This window comes from Leisingera daeponensis, from assembly GCF_019801465.1.
Taxonomy (GTDB): Bacteria; Pseudomonadota; Alphaproteobacteria; order Rhodobacterales; family Rhodobacteraceae; genus Leisingera; species Leisingera daeponensis_A.
This window is the reverse complement of the sequence record NZ_JAHVJA010000002.1, coordinates 494,059-520,223: the sequence shown is the minus strand read 5'-3', so window position 1 is coordinate 520,223 and position 26,165 is coordinate 494,059. Positions and strand designations below refer to the sequence as shown.

Sequence of the window (26,165 nt, the reverse complement as noted above, 5' to 3'; positions counted from 1 at the left end):
CTCTCCTGGCGTCTCTGGATAGAGTGAGGGCATCATCGGCAGCGAGTCGATGTTTGAGCACGGAGAGAATTTTCAATGAGCAGCCGCACAGAGCCGAGCTTCCGCGAGAGCGTGGACCTGATGTTTAACCGGGCCGTCAAGCTGATGGACCTGCCGCCAGGGCTTGAGGAGAAGATCCGGGTCTGCAACGCAACCTACACGGTGCGCTTCGGGGTGCGTCTGCGCGGAGCCATGCACACGTTTACCGGCTACCGGTCGGTGCATTCCGAGCATATGGAGCCGGTGAAGGGCGGGATCCGCTATGCCACCGGTGTGAACCAGGATGAGGTGGAGGCGCTGGCGGCGCTGATGACTTACAAATGCGCTCTGGTAGAAGCACCGTTCGGCGGCTCCAAAGGCGGCTTGTGCATCGACCCGCGCGAGTATGAAGAGCATGAACTGGAGCTGATCACCCGCCGCTTTGCCTACGAACTAGCCAAGCGCGACCTGATCAACCCGTCGCAGAACGTGCCCGCGCCCGACATGGGCACCGGCGAACGCGAGATGGCCTGGATTGCCGACCAGTACGCGCGGATGAATACGACCGATATTAACGCCAAGGCCTGCGTCACGGGCAAGCCGCTGAATGCGGGCGGCATTTCCGGCCGCGTTGAGGCGACTGGCCGGGGTGTGCAATACGCGCTGCGCGAATTCTTCCGCTACGAAGAGGATATGGCCGCAGCCGGGCTGTCCGGGAAGCTGGATGGCAAACGGATCATTGTTCAGGGGCTCGGCAATGTGGGCTATCACGCGGCGAAATTCCTCTCCGAGGAGGATGGCGCGCGTATTACCGGCATCATTGAACGGGACGGCGGGCTTTTCAGTGATGACGGCCTGGACGTGGAGGCCGTACGCAACTGGATCGTGAAGCACGGCGGCGTGTCGGGCTATCCGGATGCGCAATTTGTCGAGGACGGTACGGCGCTGCTCGAGGAAGAGTGCGACATCCTGATACCCGCGGCTTTGGAGGGGGTGATCAATCTCTCCAATGCCGACCGTATCAAGGCACCGCTGATCATCGAGGCGGCAAACGGTCCGGTGACTGCCGGGGCGGATGAAATTTTGCGCAAGAAGGGCTGCGTGATTATTCCTGACATGTACGCCAACGCGGGCGGTGTGACGGTCTCTTATTTCGAGTGGGTGAAGAACCTCAGCCATATCCGGTTCGGCCGCATGCAGCGCCGCCAGGAAGAGGCGCGCCACCAGCTGGTGATTGACGAGCTTCAGCGTCTGGACGACGTGATGGGGAACACCTGGTCGATGTCTCCGGACTTCAAGGATAAATACCTGAAGGGCGCAGGTGAGCTGGAACTGGTGCGCTCCGGCCTGGATGACACAATGCGGGCGGCCTACCAGTCGATGCGCGAAGTCTGGCACAGCCGTGACGACGTGACCGACCTGCGCACCGCTGCCTACTTGGTGTCGATCGACAAGGTCGCCAAAAGTTACCACGCCAAGGGTCTTTGAGCGCGGGCAACACCTGACAGGGTTAACAGGGGCGGAGAGGCAACTCTCCGCCCCGTTTTCTTGCACTGGACCCGCAATGCGTCGCCTGCCGTCGCAATTAGCACTAGACACAAGTGAATAGTTCGTGTGATTTGCGGCAAAGCGATGCTGAAGTACCGCGCGCTGAGCCTTGGGGCTAGGAGCGGCAGGCGAAAGCAGGTAGCAATGCTGCCAAGGCCCGGGTCAGTGATTTTCCGGGTGCGGACAAGCGATTTGACGAGGAGGGACGACATGCGGTTTTCGGGCTGGCGTGTGCTCCGGGAGGGGCTCACCGGAAACAAGGGGTGGAGGCCCCATTGGCGGGATCCTGAACCCAAATCTGAATATGACGTGGTGATCATCGGCGGCGGCGGCCATGGGTTGGCAACGGCCTATTACCTGGCCAAGGAGCACGGCATCACCAATGTCGCGGTGCTGGAAAAGGGCTACCTTGGCGGCGGCAACGTTGGGCGCAATACCACCATTGTCCGGGCAAACTATTACCTGCCTGGCAACTCGGAGTTCTATTCCCATTCCTTGCGGCTCTGGGAAGGGATGGAGCAGGATCTCAACTACAACGCAATGATGTCCCAGCGCGGCATTATCAATCTGTTCCACAACGACGGCCAGCGCGACGCCGCCGTGCGCCGGGGCAACTCCATCGTCAACCAGGGGGATGACGCAGAGATCCTGAGCCGCGAGCAGGTGCGCGAACTGGCGCCGTTCCTGAACTTCGAAAACAACCGCTTTCCGATCATGGGCGGGCTGATGCAACGCCGGGCGGGCACCGCGCGCCACGATGCGGTGGCTTGGGGTTTTGCCCGCGGCGCCGACATGCGCGGGGTGGATCTGATCCAGAATTGCGAAGTGACCGGTATCGATGTCGAGAACGGCAAGGTCGTGGGCGTGCAGACCGCCCGCGGCCCGATCCGCGCCAAGAAGGTGGCGCTGGCTGCCGCGGGCCGCTCCGGCCAGGTGGCGGCGATGGCGGGGCTGACCCTGCCGATCGAAAGCCACGTGCTGCAGGCCTTTGTCTCCGAAGGGCTGAAGCCCATCGTGGACCACGTGATCACCTTTGCCGAGGGGCACCTGTACATCAGCCAGTCGGACAAGGGCGGGCTGGTCTTTGGCAGCTACCTGGACTTTTACAGCTCTTATGCGGCGCGGGGGAATCTGCCGATGGCGGAGCACACGATGGAGAGTTTCGTGGCGATGGTGCCTGCGGTCAGCAAGGCACGGTTGTTGCGCAGCTGGGGCGGCATCATGGACATGACCCCGGACGGCTCCCCGATCATCGACCATTCGCCGATCGATGGCCTCTATTTGAACTGCGGCTGGTGCTACGGCGGATTCAAGGCAACGCCGGGTTCGGGCAGCGTTTACGCGCATCTGATCGCCACGGACCGTCCGCATGGGGCAGCCACGAGGTTCAAGCTTGACCGCTTCCGCAGCGGGGTTGGCCTGATGGATGAGGAGGGGGCCGGTGCGCAGCATAACCTGCACTAAGCGTTTGGGGTGCGCCGGGTATGCCTCCGGCGGGAGTATTTTCAGAAAGATGAAAGGGCGCCGGTCATGAGAATTACCTGTCCGCTCTGCGGTGAGAGGGACCGCCGCGAATTCTATTACAAAGGTGCCGCGCTGGTGCGTCCGGCTGAGGGCGCGGATCTGGATGCCTGGCACGAATATGTGAACCTGCGGGAGAACCCGGCGGGGCCGCTGGACGAGCTTTGGTATCACGAGATGGGCTGCAATTCCTGGCTTAAGGTGACCCGTGATACCGCGACGCATGAGATATTGGCGGTGCAGCTGGCCTCCGAGGCCGGGCTGGGAGGTGAGAAATGAGACTTCCCGGAAAGGGCCTGAACCAGGGCGCGAAACCGATCACTTTTGCCTTCAACGGCCGCCACATGATGGGGCTGGAGGGCGACACGCTGGCCGCGGCGCTGCTGGCCAATGACGTGCATCTGGTAGGGCGGTCGTTTAAATACCACCGTCCGCGCGGGGTGCTGACCGCGGGCAGCGAGGAGCCGAATGCGCTGGTGACCATCGGTACCGGCGGCCAGCAGGACCCGAACGTGCGGGCCACCCAGCAGGAGCTGTTCGAGGGGCTTGAGGCGCGCAGTCAGAACTGCTGGCCCTCGGTCGAGCGCGACGTGATGGCGGTGAACGATCTGGCAGCACCATTCTTTGGTGCCGGGTTCTACTACAAGACCTTCATGTGGCCCGCAGCGTTTTGGGAGAAAGTCTACGAACCGATGATCCGCAATGCGGCAGGCCTTGGTGCGCTGTCGGGCGAGGCGGATCAGGACCGCTATGAAAAGGCCTTTGCCTTCTGCGATGTGCTGGTGATCGGTTCCGGCCCTGCCGGGCTGATGGCGGCGCTGACCGCGGGCCGGGCCGGGGCGGATGTGATCCTGTGTGAGGAAGACAGCCGCATGGGCGGCCGCCTGCTGGCAGAACGCGAGGAGATCGGCGGCAAGCCGGGCCATGAATGGGCGGCAGAAGTGCTGGCTGAGCTCGAGGCGATGGACAACGTGCGGCTGATGACCCGGACCGCCGTCACCGGCGCCTATGACCAGGGCACTTACGGCGCTCTGGAGCGGGTCTCGCACCACTTGCCGCGCCGCCATTCGCTGAAGAGCAGCCATCTGCCGCGCGAATGCTTCTGGCGGATTGCAGCTAAGCACGCGGTGCTGGCGGCCGGCGCGATTGAGCGACCGGTGGCGTTCCGCAACAACGACCGGCCCGGCATCATGATGGCCGGCGCCGTGCGCGCTTACCTGAACCGCTGGGGCGTGGCACCCGGCGAGCGGGTCACCGTTTTTGCCAACAACGACCAGGCCCACCGCACAGCGCGCGATTTGCATGACGCGGGCGTGCATATCGCAGCGGTGATCGACAGCCGCCACGAGGCGCCGGATGGCGGGCCGTACCAGGTGATCAAGGGCGCGCAGGTTTGCGGCTCCGCGGGCCGTCAGCGGGTCGAGAGCATCACCGTGCGCTCGGTCAAGGGCGAGGAAAAGATCCAGACCGATTGCCTGGCAATGTCCGGCGGCTGGAACCCGTCTGTGCATCTGACCTGCCATTTGAACAGCCGGCCAGTTTGGAATCGCGAGGCGCTGGCCTTTGTGCCCTCCGTAGGCGCGGTGCCGGGCATGGTCACAGCGGGCGCCTGCAACGGCATCTTCTCCACCGCAGGCGCATTGCGCGAAGGCGCGGAGGCTGCTGGCAAAGTGCTGGAGGCGCTGGACCTGAAACCCGCCGCTGCCGATCTGCCGGAGGCGGAGGACGATCCCTACCGCATCGCCGCGCTGTGGGCGGTGCCGGGCAAGGGCCGGGCCTGGCTCGATTTCCAGAACGACGTGACCGTGAAGGATGTGAAACAAGCGGCCACCGAAAACTTCCGCTCGGTCGAGCACATGAAGCGCTACACCACCCAAGGCATGGCGACCGATCAGGGCAAGAATTCCAACGTAGCGGCGCTGGCGGTGCTGGCGGATGCCACCGGACGGACAATCCCCGAAACAGGCACCACCACCTTCCGCCCGCCGTTTGTACCGGTCTCCATCGGCGCAATGGGGGCAGGGGCCACGGATGAGGGTTTCAAACCGCAGCGTTTCCTGACCTCGCATGGCGAGAGCCACACCCGTGGGGCGCATCAGCTGGAGGTCGGCCTGTGGTACCGCGCTGCCTATTTCCCGAAACAGGGCGAGACCAATTGGCGCCAGTCCTGCGACCGGGAAGTAACAACGGTGCGCAAGGCCGTGGGCATCTGCGATGTCTCCACCTTGGGCAAGATCGACATTCAGGGGCCGGATGCAGGCAAGTTCCTCGATTTCCTCTACACCAACACCTTCAGCACGCTCAAGGTTGGCAAGGTGCGCTATGGTCTGATGCTGCGCGAAGACGGCTTTGTTATGGACGACGGCACCACCGCACGGCTGGGCGAGAACCATTTTGTCATGACCACCACCACCGCCGCTGCGGGGCAGGTGATGGCGCATATGGAATTTGTCTCCCAAGCGCTCTACCCGGAATGGGACGTGCGCTTTACGTCGGTGACTGAGCAATGGGCTCAGTTTGCTGTTGCCGGACCCAAGTCGCGGCAGCTTCTGGACGGGCTCCTGGACGATGATGTGAACGGCGAGACCTGGCCCTTCATGGGCTGCGGCGAGGCGACCGTGCTGGGCGTTAAGGGGCGGCTGTTCCGGATCTCTTTCTCGGGCGAGCATGCCTATGAGGTGGCGGTGCCCGCGCGCTATGGCGAGAGCCTGTACCGCGAGCTGCTGAAGCGTGCGGAGGCGATGGGCGGCGGCGCTTATGGCATGGAAGCGCTGAACGTGCTCAGGATCGAGAAGGGTCTGATTACCCACGCGGAGATCAACGGCACCGTGACAGCCTTCGACCTCGGGCTTCAGGGGATGATGTCCAAGAAGAAGGATTTCCTGGGCAAGGCCATGGCCGCCCGCGAGGGCCTGATGGCGGAGGACCGGATGCGTATGGTAGGCCTGAAACCCGCCGGTGCCGCCAAGGAAATCACCGCCGGCGCGCATCTGTTCACACCCGGCGACCCGGTGGAGCGGATCTATGATCAGGGTTATGTGACCTCGGCCGGTTATTCGCCGGCCTTGGGGCTTCCGATTGGGCTTGCGTTCCTCAAGGAAGGGCCGGACCGGATCGGCGAAACCGTGCGCCTGGTCGACCACATGCGTGGTGTTGATACCCTTTGCGAGGTTGTTTCCCCTGTGTTCTTTGACCCCGAAGGAGACCGTGCCCGTGGCTGAACTGATTGCAAAAAGCCCCTGTGACGGGCTGCTTCCGGCAACCATCGGCGGCATGAGCCTGACCGAGGAGCATCCTGGAGCAATGTGGGCCATTGCGCCCTTCAATGGACAGCTGAAGGTGCTGGGCAAGGCGCTGGAGGCAGCCCATGGCATGGCGTTCCCGGCGCCGAACCGCGCCACTGGCAAGGCAGGCAGCCGGGCAGTCTGGTTCGGCCGGGATATGGCCCTGCTGATGGGGCCTGCACCCGATGCGGGGCTGGCAAAGCACGCCGCCCTGACGGACCAGAGCGATGCCTGGGCAGTGGTTCGGCTGGAAGGACAGGGAGCGGAGGACGTGCTGGCGCGGCTGGTGCCAGTGGACTTGCGGCCTCAAGTCTTCAAACGCGGCCATACCGCGCGCACGGAACTTAAGCACATGATGGCCTCGGTGACCCGCACTGGCCCGCAGTCGTTTCAGATCATGGTGTTCCGCTCGATGGCGAAAACGCTTGTGCATGACTTGAAAACAGCCATGGAAGCTGTCGCGGCACGCGGGTAATCTTCTGGAATCACCAACTGATTCCCGGAGCGCGTCTATGATCCGCATCGCCCTCGCAGCCGCCTTGCTGGCGGCTCCGGCCTATGCTTCTGAAAGCAAAGAAGAAAGCTGCAAACACCAGGGGCAGGTCATGGCCGCGGTGCAGCAGGCGCGGCTGGACCGGGTGAAGCAGGAAGAGGTGCAGCAGGTGATTCTGGACAGCAACCCGGACTGGCCTGCGGCCTATTCCAACGCGATCCCGCAGCTGACGCAGCACGTCTACGCCATGAAGCGGCGCGACCTGAAGGAGGCAGACCTCGGCGCGCTGTTCGAACAGCAGTGCTTGCAGAACTGGGATCAAATCCAGGCGATGCAGAAACAGCTGAAGTCGAATTGATATGTCCCTGCCGCCCGGCTTTCTGGATGAACTGCGCACCCGCATCAGCATTTCTGATGTTGTCGGGCGCAAGGTCATGTGGGACCAGCGCAAGTCTCAGCCGGGCAAGGGCGATTATTGGGGACCTTGTCCGTTTCACCATGAAAAGACCGCGTCCTTCCATGTCGAGGACCGCAAGGGGTTCTATTACTGCTTCGGCTGCCACGCCAAGGGCGACGCGCTGAAATTTGTCCAGGAGACTGAGAACGTCGGTTTTATGGAGGCGGTTGAGATCCTGGCGGGCGAAGCGGGCATGGAAATGCCCAAGCGCGACCCGCGCGCGCAGGAAAAGCAGGACCGCCGGACGCTGCTGGCAGATGTGATGGAGCAGGCAGTGCAGTTCTTCCGCCTGCAGCTCAAGACCAGCGCCGCTCGGGACGCCCGCGCCTATCTGCAGCGGCGGGGCATGACGGCGCAGGCGCTGGACCGCTGGGAGATCGGCTTTGCCCCGGATGGCTGGCAGAACCTGTGGGATGCATTACGCGGCAAGAACGTGTCCGAGGATCTGATTATCGGCGCAGGCCTTGCTAAGCCTTCGAGCAAGGGCGGCAAGCCGTATGACACCTTCCGTAACCGGATCATGTTCCCGATCCGCGACGCGCGTGGCCGGGCGATTGCCTTTGGCGGCCGGGCAATGGACCCGAATGATAACGCCAAATACCTGAACTCGCCCGAGACCGAGTTGTTCGACAAGGGCCGCAGCCTTTTCAATCACGGTCCTGCGCGGGCGGCCTCAGGGCGCGGCTCCACGCTGGTGGTTGCCGAAGGCTATATGGATGTGATTGCGCTGTCGGAGGGCGGTTTTCAGTCCTCGGTCGCGCCGCTAGGCACCGCAATCACCGAAAACCAACTGCAGATGCTGTGGCGGATGTCGGATGAACCGATCATCGCATTGGACGGCGACACTGCGGGCATCCGTGCGGCCATGCGGCTGATCGACTTGGCGCTGCCCTTGCTGGAGGCGGGCAAATCCCTGCGCTTTGCCATCATGCCAGAGGGCAAGGATCCCGACGACATGATACGAAGCGAAGGCCCGGAAGCGGTGCGGGCGGTGCTGGATCAGGCGATGCCGATGGTCAAGCTGCTGTGGCAGCGGGAGACCGAGGGCAAGGTTTTCGACAGCCCCGAACGCAAGGCGGCTCTGGATAAGGCGCTGCGGGAAAAGATCAAGCTGATCCGCGACCCGTCAATCCGCAAGCACTATGGCGAAGACGTCAAGGAAATGCGCTGGCAGCTGTTCCGCGGCAGCCGGGGCGGCGGCAAGGGCGGGTTCCAGCAGCGCGGCAGCAAGGGCGGCGGCTTCCGCGATGGCGCCCGCGCGCCTTGGAAGCCGGGTAAGAGCTTTGGCCCGCTGCCGCAGCCGCGCGCAACCACCCGGGCCTCTCTGGTGGCAGGCGCCGATGATGAATCCTTTGCCGCAATGCGCGAGGCGGTGATCCTGGCCACGGCCATCACCACGCCGGAAGTGATCCCGGAATTCGAAACCAGCCTGGAACGGCTGCAATGCGCCGATCCCGACCTCGCGGCGCTGCGCGATATGGTGCTGCGCCACGGTATCGACGCGCCGGAACGGCTGCGCGAGGAAATCGATTGGGCTTTGGGGCCGCATGCCCTTGAAAACCTCTTTGGCCTTCGCCACGTTGCAATTATCCCCTGCCTGCGGAAACCTGGCGATACCGAACTGGCCAGCATGACCCTGGCCGAAGAGCTCGCAAAACTCGAAGCGCGGCGCGGGCTGGATGCGGAACTGGCAGAAGCCGAAGAGGATTTGCATGGCCTGGCGGATGAGGCGCTGACCTGGCGGTTGCGGCAGGCAGCAGAGGCCAAGAACAAAGCCTTGCGCAGCGAAAACGAGGACAAGGCAACGTATGATGTGGGTAAGAACGGCGCACGGCTCAACCGGGATGAGCGTGATGCCTTCGGCGCCCTTTTGGACCGGATCGGCTTTTCCGAGAAGTAACACGCGGGGTGATTCTGCGTTTTGCTAAGGAAGAGCACAGGAAAATTGGGTAAACGGGGTGACGAATCAGATGATCGCGCTAATGATTCGCGTGATTCGAACCGCCCCGCAGCCCCTGAGTAGGAGCATTTAATGGCCGCCAAAGACACCGACGACCGCAAACCTGACGATCAGGACGCCGAAATCTCCCTCGACATGAGCCAGGCTCAGGTCAAGAAGATGATCGCGGAGGCCCGGGAGAAAGGCTACATCACCTACGATCAGCTCAATCAGGTTCTGCCGCCGGATCAGGTCAGCTCGGAACAGATTGAAGACGTGATGTCGATGCTCAGCGAGATGGGCATCAACATCATCGAGGACGAAGAGGCCGAGGAAGAGGAAAACAAGGGGGCCACCGAACTGGTGACCACCGAGGGCCCGCGCGAGGTTGCGCTGGCCGGCGCTCAGACTGAGAAGCTGGACCGTACCGATGACCCGGTCCGCATGTATCTGCGCGAAATGGGTTCGGTTGAACTGCTCAGCCGCGAAGGCGAGATCGCCATTGCGAAACGCATCGAAGCAGGCCGCAATACCATGATCGCCGGTTTGTGTGAAAGCCCGCTGACCTTTCAGGCGATCACCATCTGGCACGACGAACTCCTGTCCGAGGACATCCTCCTGCGTGACGTCATCGACCTCGAGGCGACCTTCGGCAATCAGCTGGACGAGGATGGCGAAGAAGAAGAGCCGGTTGTCGACACCTCCGCGGTGGCAGCCGCCAAGCCCGCCAAGGACGAAGGTCCGGAACTGGACGCGGACGGCAACCCGATTGCCAGCGATGACGACGAAGACGAGGACGATCAGGCCAACATGTCGCTGGCTGCGATGGAAGCCGCGCTGAAAGACCGGGTTCTGGATACGCTGGAGCGGATCTCCACCGACTTTGCAGAACTGAGCGAAATGCAGGACAGCCGGATCTCTGCAACCCTAAACGAAGACGGCTCCTTCAGCGCAGAGGACGAAGCGCGTTACCAGTCGCTGCGCTCTGAAATCGTTGAGCTTGTGAACGGCCTGCACTTGCACAACAACCGTATCGAAGCGCTGATCGACCAGCTCTACGGCATCAACCGCCGGGTCATGCAGATCGACAGTTCGATGGTGAAGCTGGCCGACCAGGCCCGCATTAACCGCCGTGAATTCGTGGACGCCTACCGCGGCCGCGAGCTGGACCCCAACTGGCTGGCCGACATGGGCGAAAAGCCGGGCCGCGGCTGGCAGATGTTTATCGAACGCTCCACCGACAAGGTCGAGGAGCTGCGCGCCGACATGGCCCAGGTCGGCCAGTACGTCGGTCTGGACATCTCCGAATTCCGGCGCATCGTGCAGCAGGTCCAGAAGGGCGAAAAAGAGGCGCGTCAGGCTAAGAAGGAAATGGTCGAGGCCAACCTGCGCCTGGTGATTTCAATCGCCAAGAAATACACCAACCGCGGCCTGCAGTTCCTGGACCTGATCCAGGAAGGCAACATCGGCCTGATGAAGGCGGTGGACAAGTTCGAATACCGCCGCGGCTACAAGTTCTCGACCTATGCGACCTGGTGGATCCGTCAGGCCATCACCCGCTCGATCGCGGACCAGGCCCGGACCATCCGTATTCCGGTTCACATGATCGAGACAATCAACAAGCTGGTCCGCACCGGCCGCCAGATGCTGCACGAGATCGGCCGCGAGCCGACCCCGGAGGAACTGGCCGACAAGCTGCAGATGCCGCTGGAGAAGGTCCGCAAAGTAATGAAGATCGCCAAGGAGCCGATCTCGCTCGAAACCCCGATCGGGGACGAAGAAGATTCGCAGCTGGGCGATTTCATCGAGGACAAGAATGCCGTGCTGCCGCTCGACAGCGCCATTCAGGAAAACCTCAAGGAAACCACCACGCGGGTTCTGGCCTCGCTCACCCCGCGTGAGGAAAGGGTTCTGCGGATGCGGTTCGGCATCGGCATGAACACCGACCACACGCTGGAAGAAGTCGGCCAGCAGTTCAGCGTGACCCGCGAACGTATCCGCCAGATCGAGGCAAAGGCGCTCAGGAAACTCAAGCACCCCAGCCGCTCGCGCAAGCTGCGCAGCTTCCTGGATCAGTAATAAAAGGGCGCCCTGCGGGGCGCCTTTTCTTGTTAGAGGCAGTGCATCATGCTTGATGGATGGGAGGGGAAAACTTCCTTTGCGGGCCTGTTGTCAGGAGCGGTGGAATTACCCTTGGAACAAGGGGTCTATGCGGTTGAGATACCGCGTTGCTTCAAGGTTTCGTTCTTACCCTGCAGCACCGGAGGCCGATTCAAGGGCAGAGACCCGACGGTGCCGATCCGCAGGCTGCAAGAGAAATGGGTCGAGGGTGCTGACATCCTGTACTTCGGCAAGGCAGGTGGCACCGGTCTGAGAACCACATTGAAGGACCGTATTTTGTTGTATGCCAAGTTCGGGGCGGGACGACCGGTTGGACATTATGGCGGGCGGCTGATCTGGCAACTGGCTGGCGCAATGGATCTGACGGTTCAATGGAAACGCACTTCTGAAGAACCGCGTCTGGCTGAAAAATGCCTGATTTCGGCCTTTTTGGGTGAGTATGGAAAGTTGCCGTTTGCAAACATGACGCGTTAGTCAGCGGTCAGATTTACAGCAGTCGAGGCATCGACTTGAACAGACAGGCGCATAGCTAATGTCGGAATTCAGTGACCTCATCGTCTTCGACGGCGAATGCGTGCTGTGCTCTGGCTTCTTCCGCTTCATGCTGCGCCATGACCGGGCGGAGCAGTTTGCCTTTGCCACCGCGCAATCGCCGCTGGGGCAGCAGCTTTACCGCGAACACGGGCTGCCTGCGGAGGAGTTCGAGACCAACCTGGTGATCGTCGACGGCTGCTCCCACCAGCGGCTCGATGCTTTTGCCGCGGCGATGCGGGCGCTGCCCTGGCCGTGGCCAATGCTGTCGGTCTGCCGGTTTCTGCCGGGATGGCTGAAGGATCCGCTCTATTCCAGCATCGCCCGCAACCGCTACCGGCTGTTCGGCCGGTATGACCGCTGCATGGTCCCCGGCCCGGAAATCCGCGCCCGCTTTGCCGCAGGGGGCTTTGGTGCATGAGGGACGCCTTTGGCGAGATCATCGCGGCGCAGAAGCTTGAGGTGCCGCCAGCCCTGTTGCGGTTCCATGCGCAGCCGCCGGAGCGCAGCCAGGGCGTGGTTTCGGTCAAGGGCGGCAACCGCTGGGCGCGGCTTCTGGCCGGGCTGGCGGGGTTTCCGCCGCCGATGCCGCAGTCCCGGTTCCGGCTGGACGTTGCGCAGCACGGGAAGGGCCATCTCTGGCAGCGCAGCTTCGGCAAGTACCAGACCCGCTCGCGCCTGCGGTTTGATCCGCGAAAAGGGCGGGCGGTGGAACGCTTCGGGCCGGTGGAACTGGAGCTGGCGGCCTCGGTTCAGCAGGGCGCGCTGGTGGTGACGGTCGAGAAGGCACGGCTGTTCGGCCTGCCGCTGCCCCGTGCCCTGTGCCCGCAAAGCGCGTCGATGGAGTATGAAACGCCGGAGGGGCATCTGGGGTTCGACATCTCCGCCAGCCTGCCGCGGATCGGCCTGCTGGTGCGCTACAGCGGCCACCTCGTTCTGCCGGAGCTGGATGTCCGGCGTTAACCATTTGCTAACCCTGACGTTGCCCGCCGGTTTGCCGGTCCTTATTTTTGCGGCATCCGCATTTACCTTCCGAGGGGAAGATGTCCGCACATTGTGAACTGAACGGGGCGCAGGATGCGCTGCAGGTCAAGCTCAAGTCGCTGAATGATCTGGTGCGTGCCAACCAGTTCATGGTCGAGGCAATGGCCAGGCAGGGCAGGGAGCTGAGGGGAATGAGCAGCTCCCGCACCAAGGACATGCTGCGCAGCCAGGCGCGGGCGCGGTTCCATCCTGAAACCGGAACGGCCCCCGACGCAGCTGTGCTGACCATCCTGGAGGAGGTGCTGGGCCATCAGCAGGAGGGTGCTGAAATCATTCCCTTTCCTGTCCGCGCCTGAACCTGGCCGCCGCACATCTGCGAGCGGCGGGCGCCAAGCCCGCAATCGCCTCTTGGAGGCGTCGCGGACAGTCCCTATGTTGAGGCGGACTAAGGGATGTTTCACGATGAAAAACTTTGTAGTTGCCGCTGCGCTGGCCTGCGTAACAGCTGCACCCGCAGCGGCCGATACTTTCCTTGCCAATCGCGGCGTGCGGGTTCTGCCGGTAGATGACATCATTTACGAGGTGGTGCCGGGCCGCTCCGGCGGCACTTGGGACTATTGGTGCGCGGCTGCAGAATACGCCCGCCGGGTGCTCGGCGCGAACTGGACCGACCGGTTTTATGTTGTGCGCGGCCGAGATGTCAGCGTCACCACAGGCCTCCGGTCCTCGGTTCAGTTCACCTTGTATCCGGAGCGGGCGGGCGTGCCGCCCAAGACGGGCTGGCTGTCGCTTGGCTTCCGCCCGGGTGACAGCCTGTCGGTGCAGCAGGGTTACGGCTACTGTGTGCAGGCGTCAACGCTGTAATTGCCGATGAAATAGAGCCTGGAAATGCTCACGGCTGTCCGGGGCAGACTGTGCTCGCTGCCAATGCTGAAGTGACAAGACGGTTCCCTTCAACGCGGCGCTTCCGCCGTGGCTGCCATAATGAAGATCGCCGATATGCCTTAAGGGTGCCCGCTGCATCGTTTTTCTTGCGCGAGCAGCGCGCATGTTGCGCAGTTCGGGGGCAGGCCAATGGGCGTGTTTAGGCCGCACGGCAGTGTGAATGGCCTGTGTTTCGTTTTTCCCTACCCTATGAGCAGGGTGCAGCGTTCTGCGTCCTGTCTGAAGAAAGGGGGGGAGCCATGAAGCCCGTAGCCACCGCAGCATTTGCCGCCGCGGTCCTTACATTGACACAGCCTGGCAGTTCAGATGCCAATGCTAGCCGCCACAATATTCGCGTTAATCCGGTGTCGGACAGCATTTTCGAAGTGATACCCGGAACCGGAAACGGCTACCTGTTCTGGTGCGGTGCCGCTGACTATGCCCACCGCGTTATCGGGGTGCCGTGGAATGCCAGGTTGCATATCTCGCGCGGGCTGGGTCCAAGCGAAACCACAATGCGCCGGTCGGCGGTCCAGTTCACGCTCGACGCAAACCAGGCCGCGGCGCCTCCGGCAGGTGGATACGGCTCTGTTAACAGCTTGCAGGCTGGTGATACAATGAGTGTCCAGAGAGCTTTTGATTACTGCTTTGTGCCGTTTGGGCGGCCGTGAATTCAATCGGATCCGCGGCCTTTCTGCAGCAGCGTAAAAGGAGGTTGAGATGACCCGCAAGAAACTGTGGCTGTCGGGGCTGCTGGCATTGGTTCTGGCTGTTCCAGTGCCCGCATCCGCGTGGCGCGCGATTAACCGGAATGAAGTGCTGCCGGTATCCGAAGGCGTTTGGGAGGTGGTGGCCCGTAGCCGCTCCGGCGCACAGGATTACTGGTGCAGCATTGCTGATTTCGCCATCCGCCAATTGCGGGCGCCGGCAAACCAGCGGATCTATGTCTGGCGCGGCGAAGGGCCTTCGGTGAACCGGCCCGGCCGCAAGGCTGTTCAATTCGCCTTTGGTCTGCCGCCAGGGGTTCCTGACCGCTCCGGCAGCCTGTCCCTGAACGTGCGCGAGGCGGGCGACAGTCTGCGGGTGACGTCAGCGCAGAGCTATTGCTACGACCGGCTGCCCGGGCGGGACCTCTGGCTGCCATAGCGTGCGGCGGCTGCGGGCACCGGCTTGCCGGACCGCTTCGCTTGCGCCACAAAGGCCCTATGCAGCATGACTTCACTATTCAGACGCGGGGGCAGGGGCTTTACGAGTTCACCCATGAAGTGCAGGCTTGGGTGGGCGCCAGCGGCCTTGGAAACGGATTGCTGACCCTGTTCGTCTGCCATACGTCCTGCTCCCTGCTGGTTCAGGAAAACGCTGACCCTGACGTGCAAAGGGATTTGCGGGCATACTTTTCCCGCCTTGTCCCGCCATCCTCCGATCCGTCGATGGCCTATCTGCGCCATACCTATGAAGGACCCGACGACATGCCCGGCCACATTAAGGCTGCAATGATGCCGGTGAGCCTGTCGCTGCCGGTCCGCAGCGGTGCGCTGGTGCTGGGCACTTGGCAGGGCATTTATCTGTTCGAACACCGTGACGCGCCGCACCGCCGCCGGGTAGCGGGGCACATGATGTGAACCTCTTTATCTAGCGGCAGGAAATCCCCTCTACCCAAATTCTGGAGGGTAGCCTATAGTTGTGGATAACCGGTGAAACTCCGGCACAAGAAACAGGCTGACAGGATTGAGGGAGCAGGCGGATGCGCTGCCCATTTTGCGGAAATATCGACACTCAGGTCAAGGATTCACGCCCTGCCGAGGATCATGTTTCGATCCGGCGGCGCCGGTTCTGCCCGGCCTGCGGCGGCCGCTTCACCACTTACGAACGGGTGCAGCTGCGCGACCTCGTGGTGATCAAGACCAATGGCAAGCGCGAGGATTTCGACCGCGACAAGCTGGAGCGCTCAATCCGCATCTCGATGCAGAAGCGCCCGATTGAGCCTGAGCGTATCGACCAGATGATCTCCGGCATCGTGCGGCGGCTGGAAAGCATGGGGGAGACCGATATTGCCTCCAAGAAGATCGGCGAGATCGTGATGGAGGCTCTGGCCCGGATCGACACTGTGGCGTATGTGCGTTTTGCCAGTGTGTACAAGAACTTCCAGGCAGCGGATGACTTCGAGGATTTCGTGCACGAGCTGCGCCCACCGGTGGCGCCGGAAGAATAATGGACGCCGATCACCGTTACATGGCGCTGGCGCTGTCCCTGGGACGGCGCGGGCAGGGCAATTGCTGGCCTAATCCGGCCGTGGGCTGCGTCATAGTGCAGGGCAGCCGTGTTGTCGGCCGCGGCTGGACCAAACCGGGTGGCCGGCCGCATGCAGAAACCGAGGCGCTGGCGCAGGCCGATGAGGCCGCCCGTGGCGCGACCGCCTATGTGACGCTGGAACCTTGTGCGCATCAGGGCAAAACGCCTCCTTGCTCCCAAGCGCTGATCGATGCTGGCGTGGCGCGGGTTGTGGCCGCGATCGAGGACAGCGATCCCCGTGTTTCTGGCCATGGTTTCCAGATGTTGCGGGATGCGGGCATCGAGGTCGAGACCGGCATCTGGGGTGCGCAGGCCGCACGCGACCACGCGGGGTTCTTTCTAAAAACCGAACAGGGCCGTCCGCTTGTGACGCTGAAACTGGCCGGCAGTTTTGACGGCCGCATCGCCACCGGATCGGGGCAAAGCAAATGGATCACCGGTCCGGAAGCGCGCCGCGCGGTGCATGCGATGCGCGCGCGACACGATGCAGTTATGGTCGGCGGCGGCACTGCGCGGTCGGATGACCCCTCGCTGACGGTGCGGGATCTGGGGGTGGCGCATCAGCCTGTGCGGGTGGTGATTTCGCGCCACCTGGACTTGCCGCTGATGGGGCAGCTTGCACGCACCGCTAAGGATGTGCCGGTCTGGCTGTGCCACGGGCACGGTGCGGATCAGGAGCGCATCCGCGCCTGGGAAGGGCTGGGGGCAAAGCTGATCCCCTGTGCATCGCATGGGGTGCAGCTGGATGCCGGCGATGTGCTGCAGCAGCTTGGGTCAGCCGGACTCACGCGGGTGTTTTGCGAAGGCGGCAGCGCTTTGGCGGCGTCCCTGCTGGCATTTGATCTGGTGGATGAACTGATTGGATTTACGGCAGGGCTTGGCATAGGCGCTGAAGGGCTGCCTTCGATTGGCGCGCTGGGCATCGGCAACCTCGAGGAAGCGCCGCGTTTTGAACTGGTTGAGACCCGCGCCATTGGTCCGGACGTACTGCACCGCTGGACCCGCGCGTTGCGCTGACTCCTTTTTTAACACACTTCAATCTGGCGCGCTTCAGCGCCAGTGGCGGGCGTAAGTGGCAAACAAACCCTGCAGCTTTGAGAGAAGCCGGTTGCCTAGGCCAGGGTGCGGCAGGCTGCCTTCGCGCAGGCGCATCACCGCTACTTCTGCGGGGCATGGCTGGCCGGTCACCGGATCGAAATAACGCGGATAATCAATCAGGGCGGCATGGGCGAGGCCCAAGAGCGGAACCCGCGCCTGCCTCCATGGCGGCACCGGAGCGAGATCATTCGTCAGCCCCCATCCCGCATAAAACGGGGTGCCGAGCGTCGTGACCTTGACACCGCGCAGCAGTGCTTCAAAGCCCATCAAAGAGGTCATCGTCCAGACTTCCTGCACCTTGCCCAGCAGCGCCGCCGGATCCGCATGTGCGGCAACAACGTCGGCCAATTCCTCTGCTGAAATCTGCCCCTTGCGCAGGCCCGCCTCAACGTCCGGATGCGGCTTGTAGACGATCACCGCTTCCGGGTTCGCCGCCCGAACAGCGCGCAACAGGTCAAGATTGGTCCGGACGTCTCTGGCGCCGCAGAGGATCGAAGCGTCGTCCTCCACCTGACCCGGCACCAGGATCCGGCGGCTTCCGGGCAGGGCGGGGGCGTCACCGCCGAGATTGTACTTTGAAACGCCGTCCCGGATCAGCGACGTCACCAGGCGCTCCGCCCGCAGTTCCTCAGCCTGGGACAATTCCGCGCGCCGGGAAATCAGAGCGTCGAGTTCCGAGGGGCGGCGTGGATCGTAGTAGATACCCCTGCGGTCCGTCACCAGCGACAGCGGCGGCACCAGCTCAGCCCCCAGCCCGCGGGAGCGCAGAAAGCCGTCCTCCACCCGCACTGTCCCGGCCAGGGCGTCCGTGGCCTTGCCGGCCCAGATCATATGGTTGCGGCAGCCAGTCTGCACCTTGCCGGGATCCTCGGTGAACAGCACGCGCTTTTCCGCGCCAAAGAACGCCTGCAGCGGTTTCCGCTTCCACAGCCGCATGCCAGAAGCAGTCCAGCCGCAATGGTCTTCCCGCCAGGCCCGGGCTCTGGCCTCCAGGTTGTCCAGCACGGTTTCCAGACCGCACAGCTCGTCCCGGAACGGGTCGTACCATTTGGGGTAAAGGATCATCGCAGCCGCAAACATCTGAGCGCGCGTCAGTTGGCGCTCCCTGCGGGCGGGCGGCGCGTCATCATTGGTCAGCCCCCAGCCCGCGTAAAACGGCTGCCCGAAGACCCGTGGCCTGTGGCCTGCCAGAATTGCTTCGAAGCCCAGCTGTGAGGAGACTGTATAGACCCCGATCGCTCCGTCCAGAAGCGCCCAGGGGGATGCTCTGCCGGTGAACAATTCGACCCGTCCTTGTGCGTCGCTGGCGCCGTAGTATCCAGTCCGGTAGCTGTGCAGGGTTTCAGGGTGGGCTTTGATCAGCACCCGCGCGCCGGGGTTTTCTTCCTGCGCGAAGGCCAGCATCTCGAGGAAACGCGCCCGGTCTGCACGGGAAGCGGTGACAGAGGCGTCGTTGCGTGCCTGATCCGCCACCAGTACATAGCCGGGCTCCGGCACCGGATCTGTTGGGGTAAAAGCGTTGTACTTGCTGAGATGGGCGCTTTTGAGACGGGCAATGGCATCACGCGCACGGCGCATCAGATTGGAGTCGTCCAGTGGATGCCTGGTCAGCAGTTGCTCAAGCTCCGAAGGTGCGGCGGCATCGAAATGCACCCCTGCGCGGTCCAGCATCAAGCCCGCCGGCGGCTCGCCGGACCGGCCGGGGTGGAGCGATCGCAGGAAGGCGTCCTCTACCCGCAGCAGCCCGCAGCCGCGCTTCTCCGCCACTGCCAGTCCGCGGTGCGCCGTGGGGGAGGCTCCCCAGATACCCACAAGATCATCCGGATGAGGCAGGCCAAGATGTATGCTGTAACCGGACAGCTCCAAGATCCGGCGCACCCGGCGCTGTGTGATAAACCCGCCGTTGTAAACAAAAAGCCGGGACGCAGTGCTCCCGGCTTCCTGGCGGCCTGTCGTCAGGCGCATTCTGTTTCAGCCGCTAACCGCAGAGGAGGTGCTCGCCAGCGAGCCCACCGGCGCCAGCAGCAGCGAGATGGTTTTGGTCCATTGGGCGTAAGGCGCCTCGGTGACATAAAGGGTGTCGTCGTCGCGGATCACGAAGTCGCGTGCCATGAACAACCCGTTCGGCTCGGTCAGGTTCAGCACATAGACCATCCGCTGGGCGCCGATCAGGTCGTCACGGCCCAGCACCTGGTTGGCAATCTCGGCCGGCTCGTTGCGCAGCACAAACACGCCTGTCGGGTCGGCGGCGGTGGAAATCAGGCCGCCGACCTGGGCAATTGCCTCCAGCGCCGACAGGTCCTGGCTTTCAAACGGAACACGGGCCTGGGCCGAAGTGGCGCCCAATGCGGTGAAGGATCGGGTGTCCTCCTCGACCAGAATGCGGTCACCGCCGCGCAGCGCCACGTCCAGTTCGGGGTGGTCGAAAAGGTCCTGAAACCAGATTTTGCCCTTTTCCTGGCCGCGTATCACCGTGATCTGCGCAATTTCCGGCTGGATAGTCACGCCGCCGGCCTGGGCCAGCATTGCCGAAAGGGTGCGGGTCGGACGCTCGATCGGGTAGACGCCCTGGCCGCCCACCGCTCCGGTCAAGCTGACGGTGGCACCGTCACCCGCGAGGCGGCGCACCTGCACCTGAGGGTCGGGAGTCTGGTCTTCCAGTTTCCTTGTAATGGTCTCCCGCAGCTGGTCCGGTGTGTTGCCGGATGCTCGCAGGCGGCCGGCATAGGGCACAAAGATATAGCCGGCGCTGTCCACCTGCACTTCTTCCAGCACGGTCGCGTTGGTGGCCTCGGCTGCCAGCAGTCCGTCATCGACGTTCTCCCAGACCGTCAGCCCCAGCACGTCGCCGGGGCGGATGGTGTCGGAGGTCAGCTTGCCAGCCGAGGTAAAGCCTGAGGAGAAGCCAAGAGCCGGAACTACAGCGGTGGCCCGGGCGACACGGTCGTTCACCGAAACGATGAAGGCATCGCCTTCGCGCTGCACCGAGCCGGCAAAAATCTGGCGCTTGTTGGGGCCGACTTTCGGCAGGCCGCAGGACGCAGCAAGGGTCAATGCCGCCAGCATTGCCACGGGGCGCGCCCAGCTAAGGGGGACGGATTTCACTGCTCGGTCTCCTCGACCATTTATTGTTTGCCTCAAGTTTTAGGGGCAACCTAACCGGCTGGCTGGAAAAAATCCAGTCATTGGGCAAATTCGCGTCAGGTCACCAGCCGCAACTGTTGCCTCGGTGCCGCTGTGCCCAGGCGCAGCGCATCGTAGGGGTCCTCGTTCGCAAGCATCATGTCGGCCACCTGCCGCAGCAACTGGCGCCGTCCCTCCCGGGAGTAATATCCGCCCGGCACCTGCGAGGTCTCGAGAAGAAACCGGCGGTAATCCTTGTAGGCGCGGCTGTCGGGGCGGCTGGGGGCTGCAAAGAACCGGGCCAGCGGCTGTTCGGAGACAAATTCCGGCTTGCCATAGACCGCGCGGCCGAACACCCGCAGCGGAATGCCGCGCCACAGCACCTGCTGGCCGGCAGTGGAGTTCACGGTTACCGCGCTGCGCGCCTCGTTCAGCAGCTGCGCCAGCTTGCCGCCGCGCACATAATGCACCCGGTGCGCAATTCCGTGCTCTTGTGCCAGACGGTGCAGGGTGCGGCGCACCTGTGCCCGTCCGTCCTCCAGAGGATGCGCCTTGATCACCAGATGGTGATGGCGAGGCGCTCCTTCGGCAAAGCCTGTGAGCACTTCCGCCAGAAAATCCCCCATGGTTGAGAAGGGCGAGTGCATCTGGAAGGAGCTGTCATGTTCCAGCTGCAGTAGTGCAAGATGATAGGGGAAACCGCCATGGCGGATGCGCCGCTCCGCCAGCCGCCGCTCCATCGCCTGCGCCGGCATCAGAAGCAGGCGCTTGAGGTATAGCTGGAATTCCTTGGTCACCGGCAGCGCCCGGTGCGGGCGGAAATTGCGGTACTTGCGGTTCCGGAACATGACGAACCAATGGTAGAGCGCGCCATAGAACACATGCTGGCGCATGTCGCCCCAATGTGCCGGCGGCAGCGGGGCCTCCATGTCGGAAAGCGCCAGCGCCTGCTGCATCTCAGGCACGGTCATGTCCATAAGCCGGGAATGGCCATTGGCGCCGCCGCGCTCGTAAGTCACCCAATAAGGCCGCAGATAGCCTTCCTCGAAAACATGCACAGTGATGCCGCGCTGCCGGGCCGCCGCAACCGCGGTTGCGTGTATGGGGCGGGTATCGCCATAGAGCACGATATCGGTGACGCCGCGGCTGTCGAGCAGCCCGGACAGCACGTCCGGCCAGTCCCGTTGACAGCCGGTAAAGGGAATGTAGCTGTCCTTGCCGCGCCAGAATGCCTGGTCGCCGGCGTTGAAACCCACCCGCGCCACTTCGCAGCCGGCCGCCTGCAGCATTCGGCCAAGCGCCGCAAAAAACGGCCCGTGCGGGCCTTGCAGAAACAGGAAGCTGCGGTGTTTCAAAGGGGTGTCCACCATCTCGAAGACGTTTTTTCAGGAGCGTTTTCAGCATTTGATTAGCATTTGACTGGGGCGAAACTATGGCCGCGATGAGCGCAAAGACAAGCCGGGGCTTGTGAAGGCTGCGCGGCTTGGCTACCTCTGCGGCAGGAATGACATATCACCTGCGGGGAGCGCACCCATGTTTACTGGCATCATCACCGATGTAGGCACCATTGCCGAACTGGAACAGCAAGGCGACCTGCGCGCCCGCATCAAGACCGGTTATGACACGGCAACCATCGATATGGGGGCCTCAATCGCGTCCGATGGCGTCTGCTTGACAGTCGTCGCGCTGGGCGACGACTGGTACGATGTGCAGATCTCGGCAGAGACGGTGTCGAAAACCAACCTGGGCGATTGGTCCGTGGGTAAGCGCGTAAACCTGGAGCGCGCCCTGAAAGTGGGAGATGAGCTTGGCGGCCATATCGTCTCCGGCCATGTGGATGGCGTTGCGGAGGTGGTGGAGTTGCACGATGAGGGGGGCAGTACTCGTGTCACACTGCGCGCGCCGGAGGCGCTGGCCCGCTTTATTGCGCCCAAGGGTTCGGTCGCGTTGAACGGCACCTCCCTGACCGTGAATGATGTGGATGGCTGCGACTTCGGCATCAACTTCATCCCGCACACCAAGGAAGTCACCACTTGGGGCGACGTGAAGCTGGGCGACCGCATCAACTTGGAAATCGACACCTTGGCCCGCTACGTCGCACGGCTGCACGAAGCAGGCTGAGCAGGCCAGCTCTTCATCTTTCTCCAAAAACTTCTGGGGAACGCCGGTGGGCCGAGGGGCAGCGACCCTCAGTGTCCTGTGCGCAGGTGCACAGGGCGCGTCCAGGTCCCCAGTTGCCGCTTGCAGGACTGGCATTTGCCGCCGGCCTGGGCTATCTGGCTGGTGAGGAACCCGCGGCGCCTTCATGCGCCGTCCCGTGCGCATCGAAAGGCTGCCATATGAGCTTTGAAACCCCGGGGCCGGTTGAAGCGCAATTGCGCGATGCCATCAGCCCAATCGAAGAGATTATCGAAGAGGCCCGCCAGGGCCGCATGTTCATCCTCGTCGACCACGAGGACCGCGAGAACGAGGGCGACCTGGTGATTCCCGCCCAGCACGCCGATGCGGCTGCGATCAACTTCATGGCGACCCACGGTCGCGGCCTGATCTGCCTGACTATGCCAGCCGAGCGGATCGAGGAGCTGGGCCTTCCGATGATGGCGCTACACAACTCCTCGCGCCATGAAACTGCCTTTACCGTCTCCATCGAAGCACGCGAGGGCGTCTCCACCGGCATTTCCGCCGCTGACCGGGCGCTGACCGTGGCTACTGCCATCGACCCCGAGAAGACCGCAGCCGACATCGCCACCCCCGGCCATGTTTTTCCGCTGCGCGCGCGCAGGGGCGGGGTACTGGTCCGCGCAGGCCATACCGAGGCCGGCTGCGATGTGGCCCGGCTGGCCGGCCACTACCCGTCCTCGGTGATTTGCGAGATCATGAAGGAAGACGGCACCATGGCGCGTCTGCCTGACCTGGTGGAGTATGCGCAGAAGCACGGGCTGAAGATTGGCACCATTTCCGACCTGATCACCTACCGGGCGCGCAACGACAACCTGGTGGTGGAAACCTCGCGCGAAACCGTGACTTCGGAATTCGGCGGCGAGTGGGAAATGCGGCTGTTCACCGATCAGACCCACGGTATCGAGCATGTGGTGATGATCAAAGGCGACATCACCACTCCGGAGCCGGTTCTGGTGCGCACCCACGCGCTGCATGAGGCGACCGACCTGCTGGGCCTCGGCCCCAGGTCCGCCCGCCAGCTGCCGCGCGCGATGGAGATCATTGCTGAAGAGGGGCGCGGTGTGGTGACCCTGTTCCGTCAGCCGCGCAATGCGCTTTATGCCAACGAGGACGAAGGCCCGCGCACGGTGACCATCAAGCAGACCGGCATCGGTGCTCAGATTTTGTCGAGCCTGGGCTTGCATGAACTGGTGCTGCTGACCGACTCGCCCTCGACCAAATACGTCGGGCTTGATGCCTACGGGCTGTCAATCACCGGCAGCCGCCCCATTCTGAAGGACGACTGATATGGCTGGACACGAAACCCACTACACCTTGCCGCGCGCTGAGTTCGACAAGCCGGTAAAGCTGCTGATTGTCGTCGCGCCATACTACAAGGATATTGCCGACAACTTGGTGGCGGGTGCCGCGGCCGAGATCGAAGCCGCAGGCGGAACCTTCGAAATCGTGGAAGTGCCGGGCGCGCTGGAAGTGCCGACCGCAATTGCAATTGCTGACCGGACCTCGAACTTCGACGGCTACGTGGCGCTGGGCTGCGTGATCCGCGGAGAGACCACTCATTACGAGACGGTCTGCAACGACAGTTCCCGCGCGATCCAGCTGATGGGGCTGCAGGGCCTGTGCATCGGCAATGGCATCCTGACCGTGGAGAACCGCAAGCAGGCCGAGGTGCGCGCCGATACTGCCGATCAGAACAAAGGCGGCGGCGCGGCCGCTGCGGCCTTGCATCTGATCGCACTCACGCGTAAGTGGGGCGATCAGACTAAAGGCATCGGCTTCAAGGCGCCTAGCGGGGCGTACCAAGTCGCCGGTACAGACAACGGATCCACCAGCGCATGAGCACCCAGGACAGCCGCCCCAAGGGCAACGGTAAGAATCAGATGAGATCGGCAGCGCGGCTTTATGCCGTGCAGGCGCTGTTCCAGATGGAACACAGCGGCCTCACCTTCGACAAGGTGATCGTCGAGTTCGAAGATCACCGTTTCGGCGCTGTCTACGAGGGTGACGAGATGGCGGAAGGCGATACTGCCGTTTTCCGCAAGCTGGTGCGTGAGGCCGTGAACCACCAGGCGCGGATCGACCAGATGACCGACCGTGCCCTGGTGGCGAAATGGCCGATTGCCCGCATCGACCCGACCCTGCGGGCGCTGTTCCGCGCCGCCGGCGCTGAGCTGACCCAGTCCGATACCCCGCCGAAGGTGGTGATCAACGAGTTTGTCGACATCGCCCGCGCCTTCTTCCCCGAAGGCAAGGAGCCGAAGTTTGTCAACGCCGTGCTCGACCACATTGCGCGCGAGGCCCGGCCGGAAGCATTCTGAACCGCCATCTGCCGCTGAATTGAGCTGAAAAAAGGCGCGCCTCCGGGCGCGCTTTTTTGTGCCGCTGTCAAGGCGGGCGAAGGGTGTGGCAAATTCCGCTCATCCCTTCCGGAACCGCTGGACGCCGCCGTAAAGGCTGATAACCTCTTCTGGCATATCTGGAGGACTCAGATGCCTGAACTGGTGAAAATGTACATCCGCAACGTGGTGATCGGCTTTGGGATTGCGGCCGCCTTTGTGGTAATGCTCCTGTGGTTCAACGTGATGAACCTCTGGGCGCTGGTCTCCGTCTCTGACGTGGGGCTACTGGCGGTGTTACTCTTGTGGTTCATGAACGGCATCGTCTTTGCCGGTGTTCAGTTCGCCTGGGCAGTGATGGCCATGGCCGAAGAGGATGACGGTCCCCGCCGCGGCACCCCGGTGGGGCATGAATTCCAGCCAGTACGCGTCCTGGCGGAGGAAACCTCTCTGCAGAAGCGCCAGTTGCACCATCGCTGCTGAAAGCGCTCAATCTCAATTTCCGCCGCGCTTTCCCTGGAAGGCGCGGTTTTTCTTTGCAGATAGGGGGATGAAGCGGCGGGACCACCAGTCAACCGTGCGGCTTTGATTCCCGAGGACCTGTATATACAGGTGGGCGCCAGGTAAACGGACCAGGATCCGAACAGAGCCAGCTCCCTCGGAATTGCTTAAGGCCACCGGAATGCTGCCTGTCACGAGAAGGGCAGAACCCGCCAGCCCCGTAAGTAAGCTGCCAAGGGCGCTGTTACAAGGGGGCTGTGGCAGTCTTCCCGCGTTTCGCTGACGAAGCGCGGGATTGCAATTTGTTCTCTGATTGTTCACATTCGGCTGCATGATGGAAAATCTTCAGCCAGGCCAGAAACTTGCCCGCGGGGTATCACGTTATTTACGGTCGCTCGGCTTCGCGCCGCTGGAGGAGTTCGTGCCTGCCCGCGGATTACGCGTTGATGTGATGGCTTTGGGGCCCAAGGGGGAGCTTTGGGTAATCGAATGCAAGTCCAGCCGGGCGGACTACCAGTCCGACAGCAAATGGGAAGGCTACCTGGACTGGTGCGACCGTTTCTTCTGGGCTGTCGATTTGGAATTCCCTACGGAGCTTTTGTCCGATAGCGCCGGGCTGATCATTGCTGACCCCTACGATGCAGAAATTGTCCGTATGGCTCCGGAGGACAAACTGGCGCCGGCCCGGCGCAAGAAGCTGGTACAGAAGTTTGCCAGGGATGCCGCCCGCCGCTTGCAAATCTTGCGCGACCCGCGCCCTGGAGCGGACGGAGCGCTGGTGAGCGCGCCGGCGGGAGAGCAGCCGGACTGGTAA

27 protein-coding genes are annotated in these 26,165 nt (G+C 62.9%); 24 read left to right on the top strand and 3 right to left on the bottom strand.

Features of this window, described 5'->3' with window-relative positions; translation table 11 throughout:
- The first annotated feature begins 75 nt into the window (after positions 1–75).
- The 18 genes from KUV26_RS07255 to ribD all read left to right on the top strand — a co-directional run bounded on the left by KUV26_RS07255 (position 76) and on the right by ribD (position 17,129).
- Complete coding sequence (locus KUV26_RS07255; protein WP_222503911.1) at positions 76–1,506, top strand: Glu/Leu/Phe/Val family dehydrogenase; 1,431 nt, start codon at positions 76–78, stop codon at positions 1,504–1,506.
- A gap of 270 nt (positions 1,507–1,776) precedes the next feature.
- Positions 1,777–3,030: a sarcosine oxidase subunit beta family protein gene (locus KUV26_RS07250; protein ID WP_222507853.1), complete on the top strand. Its 1,254-nt coding sequence runs from the start codon at positions 1,777–1,779 to the stop codon at positions 3,028–3,030.
- Between the two features lie 66 nt (positions 3,031–3,096).
- Positions 3,097–3,366: a sarcosine oxidase subunit delta gene (locus KUV26_RS07245; protein ID WP_222507852.1), complete on the top strand. Its 270-nt coding sequence runs from the start codon at positions 3,097–3,099 to the stop codon at positions 3,364–3,366.
- Positions 3,363–6,308 (top strand): sarcosine oxidase subunit alpha family protein, encoded by a 2,946-nt coding sequence (locus KUV26_RS07240; RefSeq protein WP_222507851.1) that lies wholly within the window; start codon positions 3,363–3,365, stop codon positions 6,306–6,308. The genes KUV26_RS07245 and KUV26_RS07240 overlap by 4 nt, the downstream gene beginning before the upstream one ends.
- Positions 6,301–6,846: a sarcosine oxidase subunit gamma gene (locus KUV26_RS07235; RefSeq protein ID WP_222507850.1), complete on the top strand. Its 546-nt coding sequence runs from the start codon at positions 6,301–6,303 to the stop codon at positions 6,844–6,846. The genes KUV26_RS07240 and KUV26_RS07235 overlap by 8 nt, the downstream gene beginning before the upstream one ends.
- Positions 6,847–6,883: 37 nt before the next feature.
- Complete coding sequence (locus KUV26_RS07230) at positions 6,884–7,222, top strand: hypothetical protein (RefSeq protein WP_222503906.1); 339 nt, start codon at positions 6,884–6,886, stop codon at positions 7,220–7,222.
- A 1-nt stretch (position 7,223) separates the two neighbouring features.
- Entirely contained in the window at positions 7,224–9,221 is a 1,998-nt protein-coding gene (gene dnaG, locus KUV26_RS07225; RefSeq protein ID WP_222507849.1) for a DNA primase, read from the top strand.
- 132 nt (positions 9,222–9,353) lie between these two features.
- Positions 9,354–11,339: an RNA polymerase sigma factor RpoD gene (gene rpoD, locus KUV26_RS07220; RefSeq protein WP_222503904.1), complete on the top strand. Its 1,986-nt coding sequence runs from the start codon at positions 9,354–9,356 to the stop codon at positions 11,337–11,339.
- 48 nt (positions 11,340–11,387) lie between these two features.
- The gene (locus KUV26_RS07215; protein WP_222507848.1) at positions 11,388–11,855 is read left to right on the top strand and encodes a hypothetical protein; all 468 of its coding nucleotides are present in this window, start codon (positions 11,388–11,390) and stop codon (positions 11,853–11,855) included.
- Positions 11,856–11,913: 58 nt separating this feature from the next.
- Positions 11,914–12,333: a thiol-disulfide oxidoreductase DCC family protein gene (locus KUV26_RS07210; RefSeq protein WP_222507847.1), complete on the top strand. Its 420-nt coding sequence runs from the start codon at positions 11,914–11,916 to the stop codon at positions 12,331–12,333.
- Entirely contained in the window at positions 12,330–12,875 is a 546-nt protein-coding gene (locus KUV26_RS07205) for a DUF4166 domain-containing protein (RefSeq protein ID WP_222507846.1), read from the top strand. Before KUV26_RS07210 ends, KUV26_RS07205 begins: the two co-directional genes overlap by 4 nt.
- Before the next feature lie 80 nt (positions 12,876–12,955).
- Complete coding sequence (locus tag KUV26_RS07200) at positions 12,956–13,252, top strand: hypothetical protein (protein WP_222507845.1); 297 nt, start codon at positions 12,956–12,958, stop codon at positions 13,250–13,252.
- Between the two features lie 106 nt (positions 13,253–13,358).
- The gene (locus KUV26_RS07195) at positions 13,359–13,760 is read left to right on the top strand and encodes a hypothetical protein (RefSeq protein WP_222503899.1); all 402 of its coding nucleotides are present in this window, start codon (positions 13,359–13,361) and stop codon (positions 13,758–13,760) included.
- A 320-nt stretch (positions 13,761–14,080) separates the two neighbouring features.
- Positions 14,081–14,491: a hypothetical protein gene (locus KUV26_RS07190; RefSeq protein WP_261399765.1), complete on the top strand. Its 411-nt coding sequence runs from the start codon at positions 14,081–14,083 to the stop codon at positions 14,489–14,491.
- Between the two features lie 49 nt (positions 14,492–14,540).
- The gene (locus KUV26_RS07185; RefSeq protein ID WP_222503898.1) at positions 14,541–14,966 is read left to right on the top strand and encodes a hypothetical protein; all 426 of its coding nucleotides are present in this window, start codon (positions 14,541–14,543) and stop codon (positions 14,964–14,966) included.
- 59 nt (positions 14,967–15,025) lie between these two features.
- Positions 15,026–15,442, top strand: a complete 417-nt coding sequence (locus tag KUV26_RS07180; protein WP_222507844.1) for a secondary thiamine-phosphate synthase enzyme YjbQ — start codon at positions 15,026–15,028, stop codon at positions 15,440–15,442.
- A gap of 122 nt (positions 15,443–15,564) precedes the next feature.
- Entirely contained in the window at positions 15,565–16,032 is a 468-nt protein-coding gene (gene nrdR, locus KUV26_RS07175) for a transcriptional regulator NrdR (RefSeq protein ID WP_222503896.1), read from the top strand.
- The gene (ribD, locus tag KUV26_RS07170) at positions 16,032–17,129 is read left to right on the top strand and encodes a bifunctional diaminohydroxyphosphoribosylaminopyrimidine deaminase/5-amino-6-(5-phosphoribosylamino)uracil reductase RibD (RefSeq protein ID WP_222507843.1); all 1,098 of its coding nucleotides are present in this window, start codon (positions 16,032–16,034) and stop codon (positions 17,127–17,129) included. The genes nrdR and ribD overlap by 1 nt, the downstream gene beginning before the upstream one ends.
- 33 nt (positions 17,130–17,162) lie before the next feature.
- Here the strand turns inward: ribD and KUV26_RS07165 are convergent, their stop codons facing one another.
- From KUV26_RS07165 to KUV26_RS07155, 3 genes are all read right to left on the bottom strand, one after another.
- Positions 17,163–19,175, bottom strand: a complete 2,013-nt coding sequence (locus KUV26_RS07165) for a capsular polysaccharide biosynthesis protein (RefSeq protein ID WP_222507842.1) — start codon at positions 19,173–19,175, stop codon at positions 17,163–17,165.
- A 6-nt stretch (positions 19,176–19,181) separates the two neighbouring features.
- The gene (locus KUV26_RS07160; RefSeq protein ID WP_222503893.1) at positions 19,182–20,315 is read right to left on the bottom strand and encodes a polysaccharide biosynthesis/export family protein; all 1,134 of its coding nucleotides are present in this window, start codon (positions 20,313–20,315) and stop codon (positions 19,182–19,184) included.
- A 95-nt stretch (positions 20,316–20,410) separates the two neighbouring features.
- On the bottom strand, positions 20,411–21,703 hold the full coding sequence (locus tag KUV26_RS07155) for a capsule biosynthesis protein (protein WP_222507841.1): 1,293 nt from the start codon (positions 21,701–21,703) through the stop codon (positions 20,411–20,413).
- A gap of 163 nt (positions 21,704–21,866) precedes the next feature.
- On the opposite strand from KUV26_RS07155, the gene KUV26_RS07150 reads away from it, so the two are divergent.
- From KUV26_RS07150 to KUV26_RS07125, 6 genes are all read left to right on the top strand, one after another.
- Positions 21,867–22,454: a riboflavin synthase gene (locus KUV26_RS07150; RefSeq protein WP_222507840.1), complete on the top strand. Its 588-nt coding sequence runs from the start codon at positions 21,867–21,869 to the stop codon at positions 22,452–22,454.
- Between the two features lie 218 nt (positions 22,455–22,672).
- Positions 22,673–23,800 (top strand): 3,4-dihydroxy-2-butanone-4-phosphate synthase, encoded by a 1,128-nt coding sequence (gene ribB / locus KUV26_RS07145; protein ID WP_222503890.1) that lies wholly within the window; start codon positions 22,673–22,675, stop codon positions 23,798–23,800.
- Position 23,801: 1 nt separating this feature from the next.
- The gene (locus KUV26_RS07140; protein WP_222503889.1) at positions 23,802–24,353 is read left to right on the top strand and encodes a 6,7-dimethyl-8-ribityllumazine synthase; all 552 of its coding nucleotides are present in this window, start codon (positions 23,802–23,804) and stop codon (positions 24,351–24,353) included.
- On the top strand, positions 24,350–24,832 hold the full coding sequence (gene nusB / locus KUV26_RS07135) for a transcription antitermination factor NusB (RefSeq protein ID WP_222503888.1): 483 nt from the start codon (positions 24,350–24,352) through the stop codon (positions 24,830–24,832). Before KUV26_RS07140 ends, nusB begins: the two co-directional genes overlap by 4 nt.
- 171 nt (positions 24,833–25,003) lie before the next feature.
- Positions 25,004–25,333 (top strand): hypothetical protein, encoded by a 330-nt coding sequence (locus tag KUV26_RS07130; protein WP_222507839.1) that lies wholly within the window; start codon positions 25,004–25,006, stop codon positions 25,331–25,333.
- Positions 25,334–25,682: 349 nt separating this feature from the next.
- Positions 25,683–26,165, top strand: coding sequence for an MmcB family DNA repair protein (locus KUV26_RS07125; protein ID WP_222507838.1), 483 nt, complete (start codon positions 25,683–25,685; stop codon positions 26,163–26,165).